Raw genomic sequence first — 19,600 nt, forward strand, 5'->3', positions numbered from 1 at the left:
TTCGGGTGACGATCGCCTTGAGGGTGCCGAGGGCGACGGAGATCCGGCGCGCTTCCTCATCGACGGCGACGCCAGTGCAGGTGTCGCAGAGGGCCGCATGCGAAGTGCAGCCGGTCGAGGGGGACGGGGTCGGGTGTCACGCTCATGTGCCGGAAGGTCACCCCCGGCCGGGGGCAGGTCACCAGCCCGGACGAGACGAGGCCGCCGCCCCGGAGTACCGGGGCGGCGGCCTCAGGCGCCCGCGGGAGCGACTACTCCCACTCGATGGTGCCCGGCGGCTTGCTGGTGACGTCGAGGACGACACGGTTGACGTCCGCGACCTCGTTGGTGATGCGGGTGGAGATCTTGGCGAGCACGTCGTACGGCAGCCGCGACCAGTCGGCCGTCATGGCGTCCTCGGAGGAGACGGGGCGCAGCACGATCGGGTGGCCGTAGGTGCGGCCGTCGCCCTGGACGCCCACGGAGCGGACGTCGGCGAGCAGGACGACCGGGCACTGCCAGATCTCGCGGTCGAGGCCGGCCGCGGTGAGCTCCTCGCGGGCGATGGCGTCGGCCTCGCGCAGCAGGTCCAGGCGCTCCCTGGTGACCTCGCCGACGATGCGGATGCCGAGGCCGGGGCCGGGGAACGGCTGGCGCTGGACGATCTCCTCGGGCAGGCCGAGCTCCTGGCCGACCATGCGGACCTCGTCCTTGAAGAGCTGGCGCAGCGGCTCGACGAGCTCGAACTCCAGGTCCTCGGGGAGGCCGCCCACGTTGTGGTGGGACTTGATGTTGGCGGTGCCGGTGCCGCCGCCGGACTCGACGATGTCCGGGTAGAGCGTGCCCTGGACGAGGAAGGCGACGTCCTCGCCGGTGCCGGCCGACTCGGCGACGATCTCGGCCTGGGCCTGCTCGAAGACGCGGATGAACTCGCGGCCGATGATCTTCCGCTTGGTCTCGGGGTCGGAGACCCCCGCGAGGGCGGCGAGGAAGCGCTCCTGCGCGTCGACGACCTTCAGCTGGACGCCGGTGGCGGCGACGAAGTCCTTCTCGACCTGCTCGGTCTCGTTCTTGCGCATCAGCCCGTGGTCGACGTACACGCAGGTGAGCTGCGAGCCGATGGCCTTCTGCACGAGCGCGGCCGCCACGGCGGAGTCGACGCCGCCGGAGAGACCGCAGATCGCGCGCTTCTTCCCGACCTGGGCGCGGATGGCCGCGACCTGCTCCTCGATCACGTTGCCCGTGGTCCAGTTGGGCTCGATGCCGGCGCCGCGGTAGAGGAAGTGCTCCAGGATCTGCTGGCCGTGCGTGGAGTGCAGCACCTCGGGGTGGTACTGGACGCCGTACAGCTTCTTCTCGTCGTTCTCGAAGGCGGCGACCGGCACGACGTCGGTGGACGCGGTGACGGAGAAGCCCTCGGGGGCGGCGGAGCAGGCGTCGCCGTGGGACATCCAGACGGACTGCTCGACCGGGGTGCCCTCGAAGAGGGTGGAGCCGGCCCGGGAGACATGCAGCTGGGTCCGGCCGTACTCGCGGGCGCCGGTGTTGTCGACGGTGCCGCCGAGGGTCGTCGCCATCAGCTGGAAGCCGTAGCACATGCCGAAGACGGGGACGCCCGCCTCGAAGATCGCGCGGTCGAGACGGGGGGCGCCCTCCGCGTACACGGAGGACGGGCCGCCGGAGAGGATGATCGCCTTCGGGTTCTTGGCCAGCATCTCGGCCACCGGCATGGTGGACGGGACGATCTCGCTGTAGACCCGGGCCTCACGGACACGGCGGGCGATGAGCTGGGCGTACTGGGCGCCGAAGTCGACAACGAGGACTACGTCCGGGTTGGAGACGTCGGGCGCGGCAGCGGGAGTCGCTGATGACACTACGGCGGCCTTCCGGCGGTAGGGAGGGTCCCCCGACAGGGGGTTATTTGTCGATTCTACCGGCGCGCCGGTAGAAGCTGTTCGTCTCACCATCCGAACCCGGTGTGGTTCCGGCTCGGCCGCGGGGTTCATACTGTCGCCATGCGCACGCTCACGACCTTCGTCTTTACCTATGGCAACCGGCCCACCGGCTGCCATGGTCGTGCTGCTTGAGCAACTGACAAGCGACTTCCCAGGCGCCCCGGGCCGACAAGGCCCGGGGCGTTCTGCTGTTTCCGGGCCGGATCGGTCCAGGGCGTCCGACACCACGAGGAGCCCCACCGTGACCGCCATGACCACCCTGACCGCCGTGACCGACCCGACCGCCATGAGCGCCGTGACCGCCCCGCCCCTCCCGACCGCGACCGAGAGGACCGGCGCCCGCACCGACGAGGCGGCGGCGCTGATCGGCGACTCCCGTGAGCGCATCGACGCGCTCGACGACCGGATCATCGGACTCATCCAGGAACGGATGGCCGTCTCCGCCGTGATCCAGGAGGCCCGGATCTCCTCCGGCGGCCGCCGGGTGAACCTGGCGCGCGAGATGGAGGTGCTCGGGCACTACCGGGACGCGCTGGGCAAGCCGGGCACGGCGCTGGCGATGACGATGCTGGAGCTGTGCCGGGGGCGCGTCTGAGGGGGTGCCCGCATCCGAGTGGGTGCCCGCATCTGAGTTCGGACCCGCTCTCACCCGTACGGCGCGTGACCGGCTCCGGCGCGGCTTCGTTGGTCCGGGTGTCCGTGCCAGCCAGGGGCGGGCCCGTAAGAAACCACGCGTGGCTTCGCTGGGGCGTGTGGCGTACTCCGGTACGTCGTGGGACCTCGCACCAGCGCTTGTGACCGGGCAGCAGGGGACAGCGGCCCGGTCACCCATCAAGTGCGGTCGGTCCCGGGGACGCCCGGGCCCGACCGCAACGGCCGACCCCCCGAGCCTCCCGCCCTCCCCACCTCCCGGTCCCCTTCGTTCCCTCCCCCACGCGGCGCGACCCCCCGGCGCCGCCCCGTTCGGCACCGCCGCTGCCCTGACACCGGTGCCGACCCCAAGGGCCCCGTGCCGTCGCGACCGGAATCGCGGGCACGGGGCTCTTGCCTGCGCGGACCACCCCGAGGCATGTGACGCGCGTCACACGAAGTTCCTGTGCAACCGCTACAACCAATCCCTCCGGTCACGGGTCATCTATGCGGCAACACCAAAAAGCTGGTTGGGGCGCTGCACTCGGAGGGGGGTGCAGCGCCCTTTCCTGTGCCTCGCAGCCGGCCGCCTCGCGCCGGTCGCCTCGCGCCGGTCGCCTCGTACCGTGCCCGCCGTCTCACACGCTCTTCGGCGGGACCGTCGGCAGGCCGAGGAACGGCAGCCGCAGGGCACCGAAGGCCCCGGCCGGGACAGCGGGGGACTTCGGCTCGACCGCCGCGAGCCGCACGTACGCCTCGCCCTGCGGCGGCCGGGTGTCCTCCTCGCCCTTGTTGGGCCAGAAGGACATGGCCCGCTCGGCCTGCGCGGTGATCGTCAGGGACGGGTTGACACCGAGGTTGGCGGAGACGGCCGCCCCGTCGACGACGGAGATCCCCGGGTGGCCGTAGAGCCGGTGGTACGGGTCGATGACGCCGGACTCGGCGTCGGCGCCGATCGGACAGCCGCCCAGGAAGTGGGCGGTGAGCGGGGTTCCCATGAGTTCACCGATGTTGGAGCCGGCGAAGCCGTTGATCTCCTCGGCGAGGAGGGTGGCCGCCCGGGTGGCCTCCGGGATCTGGACCGGGTTGGGCGCCCCGTGCCCCTGGCGGGCGGTGAGCAGGCCCTTTCCGAGACCGCCGGGCTTGCGGTAGGTCGTCAGGGAGTTGTCGAGGGACTGCATGACCAGGCCGATGATGGTCCGTTCCGACCAGTGCCAGTTGGAGAGGGAGCGGGCGGCGAGCGCGGGGTGCCTGACCAGGTTGAGGAACCAGTTGCGTACCCGGTGGGCTCCGTAGGGCACCTGGAGGACGGTCAGGCTGCCCATCGAGTTGGAGCCCCTGCCGTACCGCACCGGCTCGATGTGGGTGTGGGCGTCGGGGTGGATCGAGGAGGTGATGGCGACGCCCCGGGTGAAGTCGGGCTTCCCCTTGCCGAAGGCGCTGCCGAACTTCCTGCGGTAGCGGCGGTCGGTGGTCTGGGCGCCGACGAGGCCCTCGGAGTTGGTGCGCGTGAGTTCGCCGAGCCGGTGCGAGATCCGGGGCAGCAGTCCGCTGTCCTTCATCCGGTGCAGCAGGGTCTGGGTGCCGTACGTGCCGGCCGCGATCACCACCCGGCGGGCGGTGAACGTCCGCCCCCTGCCCTTCCTGCGCCGGTCGGTGGGCAGGGTGGTGACGGCGAAGCCGCCCCGTGAGTCCTCGGTGACGGTGACGACCGTGGTCATGGGGTGAACGGTGGCGCCCGCCTTCTCGGCGAGGTGGAGGTAGTTCTCGTTGAGGGTGTTCTTGGCGCCGTGGCGACATCCGGTCATGCACTCGCCGCACTCCCTGCACGCGCGCCGGGTCGGGCCCGCGCCACCGAAGTAGGGGTCGGCCACCTCCCCGCCGGGCTTCGCCCTCGCCGTACCGTCCGCGTCCTGCCCGTCCCCGAAGAAGACGCCGACCGGGGCCATGTGGAAGGTGTCGCCGATGCCCATGGCCTGCGCGGTGGACTTCAGGTGGACGTCCGAAGGGGTCATCGTCGGATTGAGGCGGACACCGAGCATCCGCTTCGCCTGGTCGTAGTAGGGCCGCAGCTCGTCCTGCCAGTCCGTGATGTCCTTCCACTGCGGGTCGTCGAAGAACGGCTTCAGCGGTTCGTAGAGGGTGTTGGCGTAGTTGAGGGAGCCGCCGCCGACGCCGGCGCCCGCGAGCACCATGACGTTGCCGAGCAGGTGGATGCGCTGGATGCCGTAGAGGCCGAGCGCGGGGGCCCACAGGAAGTTCTTCACGTCCCAGGAGTTCTTCGGCAGCGTCGCGCGGGTGAAGCGTCGCCCGGCCTCGAAGACGCCGACCCGGTAGCCCTTCTCGGTGAGACGGAGGGCCGTGACCGAACCGCCGAAGCCGGAGCCGACGACGAGGACGTCGTAGTCGTACGCGGCGTCCCGCGTCTGCTCCTGGTTTTGGGTAGGGGGTACCGCGGTCATGGCTCTCCTCGTACGAAAGGTGTGAAAAGGAAAGGGCGTCAGCGCAGGCGCAGGGCCTTCATCGCCTTCAGGGACACGCTCATGAACGCGGCGTACTTCTCGTCGTCCATCCCGAAGGAGGGCGCGAGCGGGATGAGCCGCTGCTGGGCGACGGTCTGGGCCTCGGTGTACTTGAGGATGCCCTCGGAGCCGTGGCGCCGGCCGAGCCCGGAGTCCTTCATGCCGCCCATCGGGGACTGCACGCTGCCGTAGGCGGGGGCGTACCCCTCGTTGATGTTGACGGTGCCGGTGCGCAGGCGGGCCGCGACGGCGTGGCCCCGGCGGGAATCCTTCGTCCAGACGGACGAGTTCAGGCCGTACGGAGTGGCGTTGGCGAGGGCGATGACCTCGTCCTCGTCGCGGAAGCGGTAGATCGAGACGACCGGGCCGAAGGTCTCCTCGGTGCAGACCGCCATCGGCGCCTCGACACCGTCGAGGATGGTCGGCTCGTAGAAGAGGGGGCCGATGTCGGGGCGGGCCACGCCGCCGGCGACGAGCGTGGCGCCCTTGGCGACGGCCTCCTCGACGTGCTTGGTGACCGTCTCCAGCTGCCGTTCGCCGACGAGGGATCCCATGTCGGCGCCGTACGCGAGGGAGCTCCCGAGCCGCATGGCCTTGGTGCGGGCGGCGAAACGGGCGAGGAAGGCGTCGGCGACCGACTCGTGCACGTACAGGCGCTCGATGGAGATGCAGAGCTGGCCGGCGGAGGAGAAGCAGGCGCGGACGGCTCCGGCGGCGGCCTTCTCGACGTCGGCGTCCTCCAGGACGAGCATCGCGTTCTTGCCGCCGAGTTCGAGGGAGACGCCGACGAGCCGGGCGGCGGCGCCCTTGGCGACCTCGCGGCCGGTGCGGGTGGAGCCGGTGAAGGAGACGTAGTCGGCGTGCCGGACGACCTCGGGGCCCACGACCGGGCCCTCGCCGAGGACGACCTGGAAGACCTCTGCGGGGAGTCCGGCCTCGATCAGCAGGTCACGGGCCCACAGCGCGGTCAGCGCGGTCTCCGTGTCGGGCTTCATGACGACGGCGTTGCCCGAGACGAAGGCGGGGAGCGCGTCGCCGACGGAGAGTTCGAGCGGGTAGTTCCAGGGGGCGATCTGGCCGACGACACCGCGCGGCTGCCGCAGCTCGGTGACCTTGGTGAGGGTCGGGACGACTCCGGTGTGGCGACGGGGACGCAGGTACGAGGAGGCCTTGCGGCCGTAGTGGCGGGCGGCGACGGCCACCGCCTGCACCTCCTCGTGGGCGTGCAGGCGCGCCTTGCCTGTCTCCAGCTGGATGAGGTCGAGCACCTCGGACTGGCGCTGGAGGACGAGGTCGTGGAAGCGGAGGAGGACGGCGGCGCGGCTTCTGACCGGGGTGGCGGCCCAGGCGGCCTGGGCGACACGGGCGCGCGTGAAGGCCTCGGCGACGTCCCCCGGGGTGGACTCGGGCAGGTTCGTCAGCTTCTCCCCGGTGAACGGGGTGTGGTTGGCGGTGCGGCCGGAGCCGACGACACCCCGGACGAGCCGGGCGACCACCTCGGGCGTCACGACGTCGGCGGCGGTACGCGCGCCTGCGGGCGCGGGCGCGACCGGGTTGGTGGCACCGGCGGGCGCGGCCGGCCGGGCCTTCGCTGCGGGGGCGTCGGGAACCGAGAGGGCGGCGGGGGCCTGCGAGTCCGTCATGAGGGCGAGCGTAAGCGGCGTGCCGCCCTTTGGGTACCCGTCGGTAACGCGTTTTCGCCGGGCGCGCACATCGCGCCAGCGATCACTGGCACATAAGCCCTGATCAGGGGCTTACGTCTGACGGAAGCCCTCCTCGGAGATTTCCCCGAGGGCTCAGTCGCCCGGCGCCCGCCAGTGCTGGAGCACGATGTCGAACTGCTCGCGGGTGGTCTCCCAGCTCGACTCCGGCGAGGACATGTAGAGGGCGTACTCCGTGCCGTCGTCCTCGTAGTACATGAGGTCGATCGCGTGCCGCGGCCCGGGGAAGTCCTTCCTCTCGGTCCAGGTGAACTCCCACTGGGCGGAGCGGACCTGGTCGCGGTAGGTGACCTGGCCGAGCCTGACCCGGGTGTAGTCCATCCGGTTCTCCAGGACGCGCTCCAGGTCGAGCGCGTGCATGTACGGGTTCTCGAAGTCGGGGCTCGGGTCGATGCTGATCCGGATGCGGTGGCGGCCGTTGTCCGGGGTGTAGTCGATCTGGTCGCCCTCGGTCTGCCGCTTCCAGCCGTCCGGTACGAGAAGGCTGAAACCGGCTGGGTCGTCGACGCGGTGCCAGCCGGGCGGCACGTCGTCCGCCGCGCCCTGGGTGGCGGAGGCGGGGCCGGTGGTCGCCGTCCGCCCGCCGCCACCCACGCCGTGCCGGTCGCCGTCCGCGTAGTTCATCGCGGCGAAGACGGCACCGCCCGCGACGAGCCCGGCGAGCAGGGCGGCGAGGACGGCGGTACGCCAGCGGCCCCGGGCGGGTGCCGAGGAGGGCGGCATCGGGGTGGGGTGGGTTCCGTGTGACTGATGGGTCCCAGGCGGCTGGTGGGCCGGGTGCGGCTGATGGGGCTGGTTGGGTTGGTGGGACGGGTGCTGCTGATGGGAGTGGTGGGGCCATTGCGCCGTCGTACCGGGGGGCGACGGCCTTGTCGCGCTCGCGGCCGGCGGCCGGGAGGCGGGACCCGTCGGGTGCGCCCCACCGCCCTCGGCCCCCGGATCGGCAGGGTCGGCGCCGAAGGGGGAGCCGGGCCGGTCGCTCCCCGTGTCCAGCGGCTCCCTGGCCACGCGCTGGGTCGGCACGTACGCCTGTGCCGCCTCCGGCGTCCGCCCCTCCATCGCGTCGAGCAGCATCCGCTCGGCCTCGTCGGCGCGCGGACGGTGCGCCGGGTCCTTGCGCAGCAGGGCCACGATGACGGGCGCCAGCGGACCCGCCTTCTCCGGGTGCGGCGGCTCCTCGGTCACCACGGCCTGCATGGTGCTGATCGGGGAGGTGCGGCGGAACGGCGACGTGCCCTCCACCGCCGTGTACAGGGTCGCGCCGAGGGACCAGAGGTCGGAGGCGGGGCCCGGGTCACCGCCCCGTACCCGCTCGGGCGCCAGATAGTCGATGGAGCCAACGAGTTCACCGGTACGGGTGATCGTCGAGTCCCCCTCGATCGCCGCGATCCCGAAGTCGGTGATCAGGACGCGCCCGTCGCGCGCGAGGAGCACGTTGCCCGGCTTGACGTCCCTGTGCAGCACCCCGGCCGCGTGCGCGGCGCGCAGCGCGCCGAGGACGTGCAGCCCGATCCTGGCGGCCTCGCGGGGCTCGATCGGACCCGCCTCCTTGGCGGCGTCGGCGAGCGAGGGCCCGTCGACGTACTGCATCACGATCCACGGCCGGTCGTCGTGCTCCAGGACGTCGTGGACGGTCACCACACCCGGGTGCGTGATCCGCGCGGCGGCCCGTGCCTCCTTCTGCGTACGGGCGTGCAGGACGAGCCGGTCGGCCTCCGCCACGAACCGGCCCGCCGTCAACTCCTTGACGGCCACCACGCGGTGCAGCACCTCGTCGTGGGCGCGCCAGACCTTGCCCATGCCGCCGCGTCCGATGGACTCGCCCAACCGGTAGCGACCGGCCAGCAACAGCCCCGATCCTGTGCTCTGAGAATGTTCCACTTGCCCCCGCCCGTTCCTTCGGATGCCAGGTTACGGAGGGGGGCACGGGCGGCGGAACCTCGGGGCGCTCATAGGAACAGCACTGTGACCGGGGGCTGGTGGCGTTCACGCGCTCGGACCGACACCCGGGCCGGGGCTCCGCGCCTGCTCGGCCCGGTTCAGCGCCCCGGCCGGAACGCCTTGGTGGCCTCCCCGAAGATCTCCGAGACCTTGTCACGCTCACTGTCCGGGCCGATGACCAGCACGACGTAGTACCGGCCGCCGTCGATCCGGGCGAGATTGCGCACGAACACCTCGCGGCCCGTGCCGTCCAGCCAGACGTAGTGGCCCTCGGCCGTCGGCGTCTGGCCGATGTCCACCCGCCGGGCCCTCTCCACCCGCGACCAGCTCGACGTCCGCCACGGCTCCAGTTCGCGTTCCCGCGTGCTCTGGTACTCCAGCGGATCGGAGCCGTTGTCACGGACGCTGTCCCGGCCGGGCACCACGATCATCGTGAAGTCGCCGCCGACGAAGCGCACTTGCCCGGCATCGTTGATCGGGCTGCGCCGCCATCCGTTCGGCACCCCGATCCGGAACCCCTCCGGGTCCTGGCGCAGCGCGTACCCGGCGGCGAGCGCGGGAGCCGAGGGATCCGCGGCGGGCGGGGTCGTGCGCGGCGCGGCGGGCGGCGACGCCGTGCCCGTGGACGGACGGCTCGTCGGCGTCGGCGCGGTGGTGGCCGGGGTCCGGCCGGCCGTGGGGGTCGCCCCGGTGGCCGGTCCGGTGGGCGTCTCCCCCTCGCCGGGCAGGAAGAGGACGGCGTACGCGACGGCGCCGCCGAGCAGGAGGAGGACGAGGACCAGGAGCGTACGACCGAGGGCACGCGGGGAGCCCGACGGCCGGGAGGACGACGGGCGCGGGCCACGGGGCGACCGGGGGGCCCGCTGCGGAATCTCCTCGTGGAACGACTCCTGATACGGCTCGTGGAACGGCGCGCGGGAGGACTCGCGTGCGGACTCGCGGAACTCCCCACGGCCTTCGGGCGGTACGGGGGCGGAGCCACGCTCGTGCGGGTGAGCGTCCTCGCGGTGGGCCGGACGCGGGTCCTTGCCGCGCTTGTGGCGGTGGCGGCCCGCCCCCGCTCCTCCGCGTCGGCGGCGCACCAGCTCGCCGCGTCGGCGCACGATCGGCAGCCGCTTCCCGTCGTAGGACGGCGGCGGCACGACTCCGGCACCGACCTCCGGCTCCGGCGCCGAACGCACCAGGGAACGCAGCCAGCCGCGCAGTTCCTCGAAGTCGGGCCGCTCCGTGGGGTCCTGGCGCAGCAGCGACTCCACGACCGGGCGGAGGGGACCGCACTCCTCGGCGAAGGCGGGCGGTTCGGCGCAGACCAGCTGGACGAGCTCGGCGGCGCTGTCCTCCGGGTAGGGGGCGTGGCCCTGGACGGCCCGGTAGAGGAGCGCGCCGAGCGCCCACAGGTCGGTGGCGGGGCCGATGGGCGGGGCCAGTTGCCAGTTCTCGTGGACGGGGCCTGCCTGCTCGGGCGCCCAGCGCTCGGTGACGGCGCCGACGACCGCGATACGGGTCTGGCGGGCGCGCTCGGCGGCGAGCCGGGTGGTGGGGCCGCGGTCCGGCTGCGCGGGGACGGCGGCACGCGCGGTGGCCGGAGCCTCCTCCCGGCCGCCGGCGGGGACCGGGAGCCGCGCGGGGTCGGGGGTCGCCGCCCGGTACCCGGCGGGCAGCGCCGGACGGCCCGAACCGGGCAGCACGGGACCACGGTCGCGACCCGAACCGCCACCGCCCCCGGCCGGGACCGGCCCTGAAGCGTCCCGCGACGCGTGCGGGCCGTCGCTCCAGCTTCCGGCCAGCATCACCCGCGGTGGCGGGTCCGCCTGAGGGCCGCCGCCGTACGGTTCCTCGCCGTCGTCCTCGTCGTCCTCGTCCGCCACCCGCGCCCACCACTGCGGCTCGGGCGCGCCGGCCGCCTGCGCGGTCGGTGCGGGGGGCAGCTCGGGCGGGTCCGCGGGCGCGGGGCGCTGGACGGGGAGCGCCCCGGTCTCACTGAGCCTGGCCGCGGCGCGGGCACCTGCCCGGTAGGCGGCGATGGCCCCGGCCCGCGCGGCGCGCACGTCGGCGGTGGGCGGCGCGGCGGCGGGCTGCGTCCGGGCGGTGGGCGGCACGGACCGGCCGTAGGGGTCGGCACCGTAAGGGGGCTCGCTGTCGCCCGCCCGGAGACCGTCGGGCTCGGGCGCGTCGGGGTGGGCGTCGTCGGGGCCGGCGGAGTCGGGGTCGTACGCGTCGGGACCGTACGAGTCGGCGGCGTAGGTGTCGGGTCCGTACGACTCGGGGCCGTAGGTGTCGGGGCGGTACGACTCGGCCGGGTAGGTGTCCGGGCCGTACGTGTCAGGACCGGCGTCACGGCCGTACGTGTCACGGCCGTACGACTCGGCTGCGTAGGTGTCCGGGCCGTAGGTGTCGGGGCCGGAGGACTCAGGGCCGTACCCCTCGGGGTCGTACCCGTCACGGCCGTGCGTATCAGGACCGTGGGCATCGTCCAGGTCGTACGGGTCAGGGCCGTACGGCTCGGCCGGGTAGGCGTCCGGGCCGTACGTGTCGACGCCGTGGCCGTAGCCCTGGCCCTCCCCCGGTTCCTCGGTCTCGTCCGCCCCGTAGGGGATCTGCTCGGCCGTCATGAGCGGCCCCGGCTCCGGCTCCGCTCCCTGGTCCTCCGGTACCGGCGCGTACCCGCAGAGGGCCTCCTCCGCGGCGCCGACCGCGAGGCCCGTGAGGACCACGCGGCCGTCGTCGCAGACGAGCACGGTCCGGGAGGTGATGTTCCGGTGGACCCAGCCGTGGGCGTGGAGCGCGCGCAGGGCGGTGAGGACGTCGGCGCCGATCTCGGCGGCCCGGTACGGGTTCAGGGGGCGCTCGGCGAGGAGCGCGGACAGCGGTCTGGCCGCCACGCGTTCGCTCACTATCCACAGCGAGCCGGCCTCCGCGAAGACGTCGAAGACCTGGTCGAGGAGGGGATGGTCGGGAATCTGCGCGGCGGCCTGGGCCGCCTCGATCGCCCGGCGGACGACGGGCTCGGCCGGACGGCGGGTCGCCCGCCCCCCGCCGCCGTGGGGACCTGCCCGGTCACCCTCGTCGTCGACCACCTCCGCGTCGACGAACTCCGGCAGCGGCACCTGGCGGACCAGGACCTCCTGCCCGCTGTACGTGTCGAAGGCGCGCGTCTCGGTCGGGTCGTACACGTCCGCGTCCGCGTCCGCCGGTGGCAGCGGCAGGCGGTAGCGGTCCGCGAGCACCCTTCCCGCGTAGTCGTCCATGACGCCTCCCCACGCGCGCACGCTGTCCCCCGTGGACCCGCCGATCCCTCAGGATCGGACGGGATCACGAGAGTCCGACAATTCCGGTCCGGCACCGCGCAGTTAACGGTTCTTTTCGGCTGCGAACGGTCCTCGAACTCTCACGATACGTGCGCCGGTCAGTCCTTGGGGCTGAACGTGGCGAACGCCGTCTCCCGCAGCGTCCGGCACTCCGCACCGTTCCACTCCTCCGCCTTGCAGCTGATCATGATGGAGTAGCCGTGCTTGGCGTCCACCTTGAAGCCGCGGTTGAGCACATGGACACGCATGCCCTGCTGGACGCGCTCGAACTCCCAGTCGGCGACGGTCGGGTAGCCCTTGTACGAGACCGTCCTGATGCCGACGTGCTTGTAACCCTTGCTGGTGGCGGCGACACCTATCTTGCCCAGCTCCCAGGCGGCCGCGGCGTCGTCCTTCGGACTGGCGTTGAAGTCGACCTGGACGCGCGGGAAGCCTCCGCTCTCGCTGAATATCCCGCCGCCGCTGTAGCCCGGTATGGCACGCACCGTGAAGGTCGACGGCATCGCCATGGAGAAGTGCCAGCGCTCGTTGGTGACGAGGCTGTAGCCCGCGGGGAGCTGCGCGCCCGTGCCGCTGCCGGGCTTCCCGGACGGCGTGACGCCGTCGCCGTTCGACCCTCCGGTGGAACCCGTCGTGCCGGTGGTCCCCGTGGACCCCGTGGCGCCGTTGTCTCCGGGCTGCGCGCCGCCCTGCTGGCCGGGGCCGCCGGGTGTCTGGCCCTTGCCGCCGTCGGAGCCGCCGGATCCGCCGGAGGCGTCACCGCCGGCCGAGGCACCGGCCGAGGCCGTGGTGCCGCCGGTCTCCTTGCCCTGGTTGTTCTCGTCCCCGCCACCGCTGAGGGAGACCGCGAAGATCGTCCCGAGCAGGGCGATGACGACGACGGCGGCGATGATCACCAGCGTGCGGCGCGGTACGACATCGGTCAGCGGCGCGCGGGCCGCGACCGGGCGGCCCCCTCCGCGCCGTGCGGGGTCGCCCGCACTCGTACGCGCACCGGCGCCCGTCCTCGACCGCGCACCCGCCGCGGGTTCGGCCTTCACGGAGGCCGCCGCGTTGCGCACGGACTTCAGGGCGCCCCGCATCCGGTCGGCGGCCGCGTCGGGCGCGCCCTGGTCGGCGGCCGGGACCACCGGCGTCCGCTCGGGACGCGGCGGCAGCGGTACGACCATGGTGGCCTCGGGGGAGGTCTCCGGGGTCGCCACCGTGGGCGCGTCGAGCACGGCACGCAGCAGGACGCGCGCGCCGGCGTCGTCGAGCCGCTGGGCCGGGTCCTTGGCGAGGAGACCGTAGATGACCTTCTCGAGCTCGGGTCCGGCGTTCTTCGGCGGGTCGACCGACTCGGTCATCACCGCCGTGAGGGTGGCGATGGCGGAGCCCTTGTCGTACGGCGGGCTGCCCTCGACCGCCGCGTACAGGAGCCCGCCGAGCGACCACATGTCGGCCGCGGGGCCGGGCTTGTGGCCGCGGGCGCGCTCCGGCGAGATGTACGAGGGGGCGCCGACGAGCATGCCGGTGGAGGTGATCGAGGGGTCGCCCTCCACCTGGGCGATGCCGAAGTCGGTGAGGACGACCCGGCCGTCATCGGCGATCAGGACGTTGGACGGCTTCACGTCGCGGTGCAGGATGCCCTCGCGGTGTGCCGAACGCAGCACGTCGAGGATGGCAAGGCCGACCTCGGCGGCGCGCCGGGGCGTGAGCGTGCCGTCCTCGCGCACGGCGTCCGCGAGGGACTTGCCCTCGATCAGCTCCATGACGATCCACGGGCGGTCGTCCTCGTCGACGACGTCGTACACCGTCACCGCGCCGTTGTTGCGGATCCGGGCGATGGCCTTCGCCTCACGCAGGGTCCGGGTGATGAGGCGGCGCTTCTCGTCCTCGTCGATGCTGGTGGGGAAGCGGAGTTCCTTCACGGCGACGGTACGGCCGAGGGTCTCGTCGACCGCGCGCCACACGGTGCCCATGCCGCCGCGTCCGAGGACCACGCCGAGGCGGTAGCGGCCCGCCAGGAGGCGGCCCTCTCCGGCCGGGGCCTTGCGCGGCCTGTCGCCGCCGGTGCCGCGCGCGGTGCCCGGCGCCGGCCGGCGGCCGCTCTCGCCGTCACCGTCGCCCGCGCCGAACCCGGCGCGTCCGGTCGACGGCTCGGTCCCGCGCAGCCGCCCGGCCGTACCGGCGTCCTCGCCCCGGCTCCCGCCCGAACCCGCCGCACCGTCAGGCGACACGCCGTCAGAGCCCGCACCGTCGACCGCGCTCTCCGCCACGCCCATCGAACCGCCCGCATCGACCGAACCGTCCGGGTCCGCAGCTCCCACGGCGTGCTCCGAACCACCCGAGGCACCCGAACCGACCGAACCGCCCGTACCAGCCGGACGACCCGAGTCAGCCGAACTACCCGAGGCACCCGAACCAGCCGCACCGTCCACGCCGCCCGAACCGTCCGAGCCCGCAGCTCCCACAGCGTCCTCCGAACCCCGCGCGCCCCGCGCCTCGCCGGTGCCCTCCGGGACACCGCTGCCCACCGGGTTGCCGGCCTCGCCCGCACCCTGCCTGACCTGCGGGTCCTTCGGGTCCCGCACCGGTTCACGCGCGGCCGGGACCGCTCCTCGGTCGCCCTCGGTGGCGGCCCCCGCGGCGGCGTCCCGCCCGGGGTCCTTCGCCTTGTCCCGCGACTGCTCCGCCTCCGACATGCGTCCCCTCTGCGATCCCTGATCTTCGCCGCGTCTGCCGCTTTCCGCCCGATGCGGTAACCCGCCCTGGAAGAGAGGCCATTGTCCCTCACCTCGGGACGGGCGGCGCCCCCGGGTCCGTACTCCGGGATTGACGACGCCCCCGCACGCCCCCAGGTTCCCACCCGGCGCGTGCGCCCCGAGGTCCTGTCAGATCGGCACGATGTCCGGCGCCCCGAGCCGGGCGGCGTCCGCCGTCAGGTCGTCGGGCTGCCGCTGCGACTCCCGCTCCGCCTCGACCCGCTTCCGGTAGTGCTCGACCTCCTTCTCGATCTGGTGCTCGTCCCAGCCGAGCACCGGGCCCATGAGTTCCGCGCACTCGCGTGCGCTGAGCGTGCCGCGGTCGAAGGTCTCGATGGAGATCCGGGTCCGCCGGGTCAGGACGTCGTCGAGGTGGCGCGCGCCCTCGTGCGAGGCGGCGTAGACGATTTCGGCGCGCAGGTAGTCGTCGGCGGCCGCGAGCGGCTCGCCGAGTGCGGGGTCCTCGGCGATCAGGTCGAGGATCTCCTCCGTCATGGAGCCGTAGCGGTTGAGGAGATGCTCGACCCGGACGACGTGGAGGCCGGTCCGCGCGGCGATCCTGGCCCGCGCGTTCCACAGGGCCCGGTACCCCTCGGCGCCGAGCAGCGGGGTGTCCTCGGTGACGCAGGGGGCGACGCGCTGGTCGAGGGCGTGCACCGCCTCGTCGACGGCGTCCTTGGCCATGACGCGGTACGTCGTGTACTTGCCGCCGGCCACCACGACCAGGCCGGGGACCGGGTGGGCGACGGTGTGTTCGCGCGAGAGCTTGCTCGTGGCGTCCGACTCGCCGGCGAGCAGGGGCCTCAGGCCCGCGTAGACGCCTTCGACGTCGTCGCGGGTGAGCGGGGTGCCGAGCACCGTGTTCACATGCTCCAGGAGGTAGTCGATGTCCGCGCTGGACGCCGCCGGGTGGGCCTTGTCGAGGTCCCATTCGGTGTCGGTGGTGCCGACGATCCAGTGACGTCCCCAGGGGATCACGAAGAGCACGGACTTCTCGGTGCGCAGGATGAGCCCGGTGGTGGAGTGGATGCGGTCCTTGGGGACCACGAGGTGGATGCCCTTGGAGGCGCGGACGTGGAACTGGCCGCGCTCCCCGATGAGGGCCTGGGTGTCGTCGGTCCACACGCCGGTGGCGTTGACGATCTGGCGGGCGCGGATCTCGTACGCCACGCCGGCCTCGACGTCCTGGACGCGGGCGCCGACGACCCGCTCCCCCTCGCGCAGGAAGCCGATGACACGGGCCCTGCTCGCGGCCAGGGCGCCGTAGGAGGCGGCGGTGCGGACGAGGGTGGTGACGAAGCGCGCGTCGTCCATCTGGGCGTCGTAGTACTGGAGGGCGCCGACCAGGGCGTCCTTCTTGAGGCAGGGGGCGACCCGCAGGGCGCGGCTCCGGGAGAGGTGCCGGTGGACGGGGAGCCCCCGGCCGTGGCCCGAGGAGAGGGACATCGCGTCGTACAGCGCGACGCCGGAGCCCGCGTAGAACCGCTCCCAGCCCTTGTGCTGGAGCGGGTACAGGAACGGGACCGGCTTCACCAGATGGGGCGCGAGCCGCCCCAGGAGCAGGCCGCGCTCCTTGAGGGCCTCCCTGACCAGGGCGAAGTCCAGCATCTCCAGGTAGCGCAGGCCGCCGTGGATGAGTTTGCTCGACCGGCTCGACGTGCCGGAGGCCCAGTCGCGCGCCTCGACGAGGCCGGTGGAGAGGCCTCTCGTGACGGCGTCGAGTGCCGTCCCGGCGCCCACCACTCCGGCACCGACGACCAGCACGTCCAGCTCGCGCTCCGCCATCGCCGCCAGCGCTTCGGCGCGCTCTGCGGGTCCCAGTGTCGCTGTCCTCACGGCTGCCGCCTCCCGTCGTCCCCCGTCTGTCCCGCACACGCCGTACGCACACCAGCCCTGCGCACACGTGCCGCGAACCGGGCCCGTGTGGTCCGGCTCACAGCTCGATTCTGTCCCGCCCCCGCGACTTCAGCCACCGCCTCGCGGCCGACCTGTGGATAACACTCGGCGACCTTCGACCACACAATGCCGCATATCGGTCATATTTACGCCTAGTCTGACATTGCGCTCGACCCGTTCTGTCCACCGGGCTTGCGCCCCGCGTCCCCTCCGGCTACTGGGAAGGACGGCCCACCCCCATGCCCGCTGATCTCGCCGTCATCGGCCTCGGCCACCACGGACTCCCCCTCGCCCAGGCCGCCACCGCCGCAGGCATCGACACCATCGGCTACGACACCGACCCACGACCCGTCGCCGAGCTCGCCGCGGGCCGCTCCCCCGTCGACGGCTCGCTCTCCGTCCCCGAGATCCGCCGGATGCTCTCCGGCGGCTTCCGGCCGACCGCCGATCCCGCCGAGCTCGGCCGGGTCCGCACCGCCGTCCTCTGCGCGCCGACCCCCCTCGGCCCCGACCGCGCGCTCGACCTCACCGCCGTCACCGACTCCGCGCGCGTGCTCGCCGCGCGGCTGCGCCCCCACACCACCGTCCTCCTCGAGTCGCCGGCCCCCCCGGGCACCACCGAGGGCCTGCTTCGCGACCTCCTGGAGACGGGCTCGGGTTTGCGCGCCGGACGCGACTTCCACCTCGCGTACTCCCCCGGCCGCCTCGATCCCGGGAGCCGCACCCACGGGTTCGCCGGCACCCCCAAGGTCATCGGCGGCCTCACCCCGGCCTGCACCGAATCCGCGGCCGCCTTCTACGGCCGGCTCACCGACAAGGTGGTACGCGCGCGTGGCCCCCGGGAGGCGGAGACGGTCAAGCTCCTGGAGACCAACTTCCGGCACGTCAACATCGCCCTGGTCAACGAGATGTCGGTGCTCTGCCACGAACTCGGCGTCGACCTGTGGGACGTCATCCGCTGCGCCGAGACCAAGCCCTTCGGCTTCCAGGCCTTCCGGCCGGGCCCGGGCGTCGGCGGGCACGGCGCCCCCGTCGACACCGTCGGCGCCCACCGGCCGCTCCGTCTCGTCGAACTCGCCGGGCAGGTCAACGAACGCATGCCGCGGTACGTCGTCCAGCGCGCCGCCACCCTGCTCAACGAGCACGGCAAGTCGGCCCGCGGCGCCCGGATCCTCCTCCTGGGCATCACGTACAAGCCGGACCTGTCCGACCGTCAGGGCTCCCCCGCCGACGAGATCGCCCGCCGCCTCATGGACCTGGGCGCGGCCGTCAGCTACCACGACCCGCACGTCCCCGACTGGCGCGTCCGCGACCTGCCCGTCCCCCGCGCCGACTCCCTCTACGAGGCCGCCGCCCACGCCGACCTGACGATCCTGCTCCAGCACCACCGCACCTACGACCTCCAGGGCCTCTCGGTCAAGGCCCAACTCCTCCTCGACACCAGAGGAGCCACCCCGGCCGGAGCGGCCCACCGCCTCTGAGCAGGTGAGCAGCGCGTGAGGAGCACGCGGGGACTACGCCAGAAGTCCGCGCAAGGTGCCCGGAAAGCGCACGAAAGGGGCCTCGCACCACGGTCGGTGCGGGGCCCCTTCGCGTACAGGACGGCTGTCAGCGCTTGTGCTGTGCGTCCGCGACCGTGACCTCGACGCGCTGGAACTCCTTGAGTTCGCTGTAGCCCGTCGTCGCCATCGAGCGGCGCAGGGCGCCGAAGAAGTTCATCGAGCCGTCCGGGATGTGCGACGGGCCGGCGAGGATCTCCTCGGTGGTGCCGACGATGCCCAGGTCGACCAGCTTGCCGCGCGGCACGTCCTCGTGGACGGCCTCCATGCCCCAGTGGTGGCCCTTGCCGGGCGCGTCCGTGGCGCGGGCCAGCGGGGAGCCGATCATGACCGAGTCGGCGCCGCAGGCGATGGCCTTCGGCAGGTCGCCGGACCAGCCGACACCGCCGTCGGCGATGACGTGCACGTACCGGCCGCCGGACTCGTCCATGTAGTCGCGGCGGGCCGCGGCCACGTCGGCGACCGCGGTCGCCATCGGGACCTGGATGCCGAGCACGTTGCGGGTGGTGTGCGCCGCGCCGCCGCCGAACCCGACGAGGACACCCGCCGCGCCGGTACGCATCAGGTGCAGGGCCGCGGTGTACGTGGCGCAGCCGCCGACGATGACCGGGACGTCGAGCTCGTAGATGAACTGCTTCAGGTTCAGCGGCTCGGCCGCGCCCGAGACGTGCTCGGCGGAGACCGTCGTACCGCGGATGACGAAGATGTCCACGCCGGCGTCGACGACGGCCTTCGAGAACTGCGCGGTGCGCTGCGGGGAGAGCGCGGCGGCGGTGACGACACCGGAGTCGCGCACCTCCTTGATGCGCTGCCCGATCAGCTCTTCCTTGATCGGGGCGGCGTAGATCTCCTGCAGACGGCGGGTCGCGGTCGCCTCGTCCATCTCGGCGATCTCGTCCAGCAGCGGCTGCGGGTCCTCGTACCGGGTCCAGAGGCCCTCCAGGTTGAGGACGCCCAGGCCGCCCAGCTCGCCGATGCGGATGGCCGTCTGCGGCGAGACGATCGAATCCATCGGCGCGGCCAGGAACGGCAGCTCGAACCGGTAGGCGTCGATCTGCCAGGCGATCGAGACCTCCTTCGGGTCCCGGGTGCGCCGGCTCGGGACGATGGCGATGTCGTCGAACGCGTACGCCCTGCGGCCGCGCTTGCCGCGCCCGATCTCGATCTCAGTCACGATGTGTGGCCTTTCCCTCTACGTCTGCGCCTACCAGTATCCCCGACACAAGCGTGGGGGGGGGGGGGGGGCCCCCCCCCCCCCCCCCCCCCCCCCGGGGGGCGGGGTTTTTTGTGGGGGGTTTTGGGGGGGCCGCCCGGGAGGGGGGGTGGTGGGGGGGGGGGGGCGTGT

The 19,600-nt window shown here is 73.1% G+C and carries 10 protein-coding genes; 2 read left to right on the forward strand and 8 right to left on the reverse strand.

The window, feature by feature from the left end; all coding sequences use genetic code 11:
• Nucleotides 1–251: 251 nt before the first annotated feature.
• Entirely contained in the window at nt 252–1,853 is a 1,602-nt protein-coding gene (gene guaA / locus ACFWV2_RS25575) for a glutamine-hydrolyzing GMP synthase (protein ID WP_384408084.1), read from the reverse strand.
• Nucleotides 1,854–2,220: 367 nt separating this feature from the next.
• Between guaA and ACFWV2_RS25580 the strand changes: the two genes are divergently transcribed.
• The gene (locus ACFWV2_RS25580; protein WP_384408133.1) at nt 2,221–2,529 is read left to right on the forward strand and encodes a chorismate mutase; all 309 of its coding nucleotides are present in this window, start codon (nt 2,221–2,223) and stop codon (nt 2,527–2,529) included.
• A gap of 673 nt (nt 2,530–3,202) precedes the next feature.
• On the opposite strand, the gene ACFWV2_RS25585 is transcribed toward ACFWV2_RS25580, so the two are convergent.
• From ACFWV2_RS25585 to ACFWV2_RS25610, 6 genes are all read right to left on the reverse strand, one after another.
• Nucleotides 3,203–5,026: a GMC oxidoreductase gene (locus ACFWV2_RS25585; protein WP_384408087.1), complete on the reverse strand. Its 1,824-nt coding sequence runs from the start codon at nt 5,024–5,026 to the stop codon at nt 3,203–3,205.
• 38 nt (nt 5,027–5,064) lie between these two features.
• On the reverse strand, nt 5,065–6,729 hold the full coding sequence (locus ACFWV2_RS25590) for a succinic semialdehyde dehydrogenase (protein ID WP_384408089.1): 1,665 nt from the start codon (nt 6,727–6,729) through the stop codon (nt 5,065–5,067).
• A 153-nt stretch (nt 6,730–6,882) separates the two neighbouring features.
• Entirely contained in the window at nt 6,883–8,688 is a 1,806-nt protein-coding gene (locus tag ACFWV2_RS25595) for a protein kinase (RefSeq protein ID WP_384408091.1), read from the reverse strand.
• 158 nt (nt 8,689–8,846) lie between these two features.
• On the reverse strand, nt 8,847–11,996 hold the full coding sequence (locus ACFWV2_RS25600) for a protein kinase (RefSeq protein ID WP_384408093.1): 3,150 nt from the start codon (nt 11,994–11,996) through the stop codon (nt 8,847–8,849).
• Nucleotides 11,997–12,154: 158 nt separating this feature from the next.
• Nucleotides 12,155–14,740, reverse strand: coding sequence for a protein kinase (locus tag ACFWV2_RS25605; RefSeq protein WP_384408095.1), 2,586 nt, complete (start codon nt 14,738–14,740; stop codon nt 12,155–12,157).
• 189 nt (nt 14,741–14,929) lie between these two features.
• Nucleotides 14,930–16,636 (reverse strand): glycerol-3-phosphate dehydrogenase/oxidase, encoded by a 1,707-nt coding sequence (locus tag ACFWV2_RS25610; RefSeq protein WP_384408097.1) that lies wholly within the window; start codon nt 16,634–16,636, stop codon nt 14,930–14,932.
• Between the two features lie 299 nt (nt 16,637–16,935).
• Here ACFWV2_RS25610 and ACFWV2_RS25615 point away from each other — a divergent pair, with 299 nt between their 5' ends.
• Nucleotides 16,936–18,177 (forward strand): nucleotide sugar dehydrogenase, encoded by a 1,242-nt coding sequence (locus ACFWV2_RS25615; RefSeq protein ID WP_384408099.1) that lies wholly within the window; start codon nt 16,936–16,938, stop codon nt 18,175–18,177.
• 127 nt (nt 18,178–18,304) lie between these two features.
• On the opposite strand, the gene ACFWV2_RS25620 is transcribed toward ACFWV2_RS25615, so the two are convergent.
• Complete coding sequence (locus ACFWV2_RS25620; RefSeq protein WP_360785411.1) at nt 18,305–19,429, reverse strand: GuaB3 family IMP dehydrogenase-related protein; 1,125 nt, start codon at nt 19,427–19,429, stop codon at nt 18,305–18,307.
• Between the last annotated feature and the right edge of the window lie 171 nt (nt 19,430–19,600).

Source organism: Streptomyces sp. NPDC058671, assembly GCF_042716475.1.
Lineage (GTDB): Bacteria > Actinomycetota > Actinomycetes > Streptomycetales > Streptomycetaceae > Streptomyces.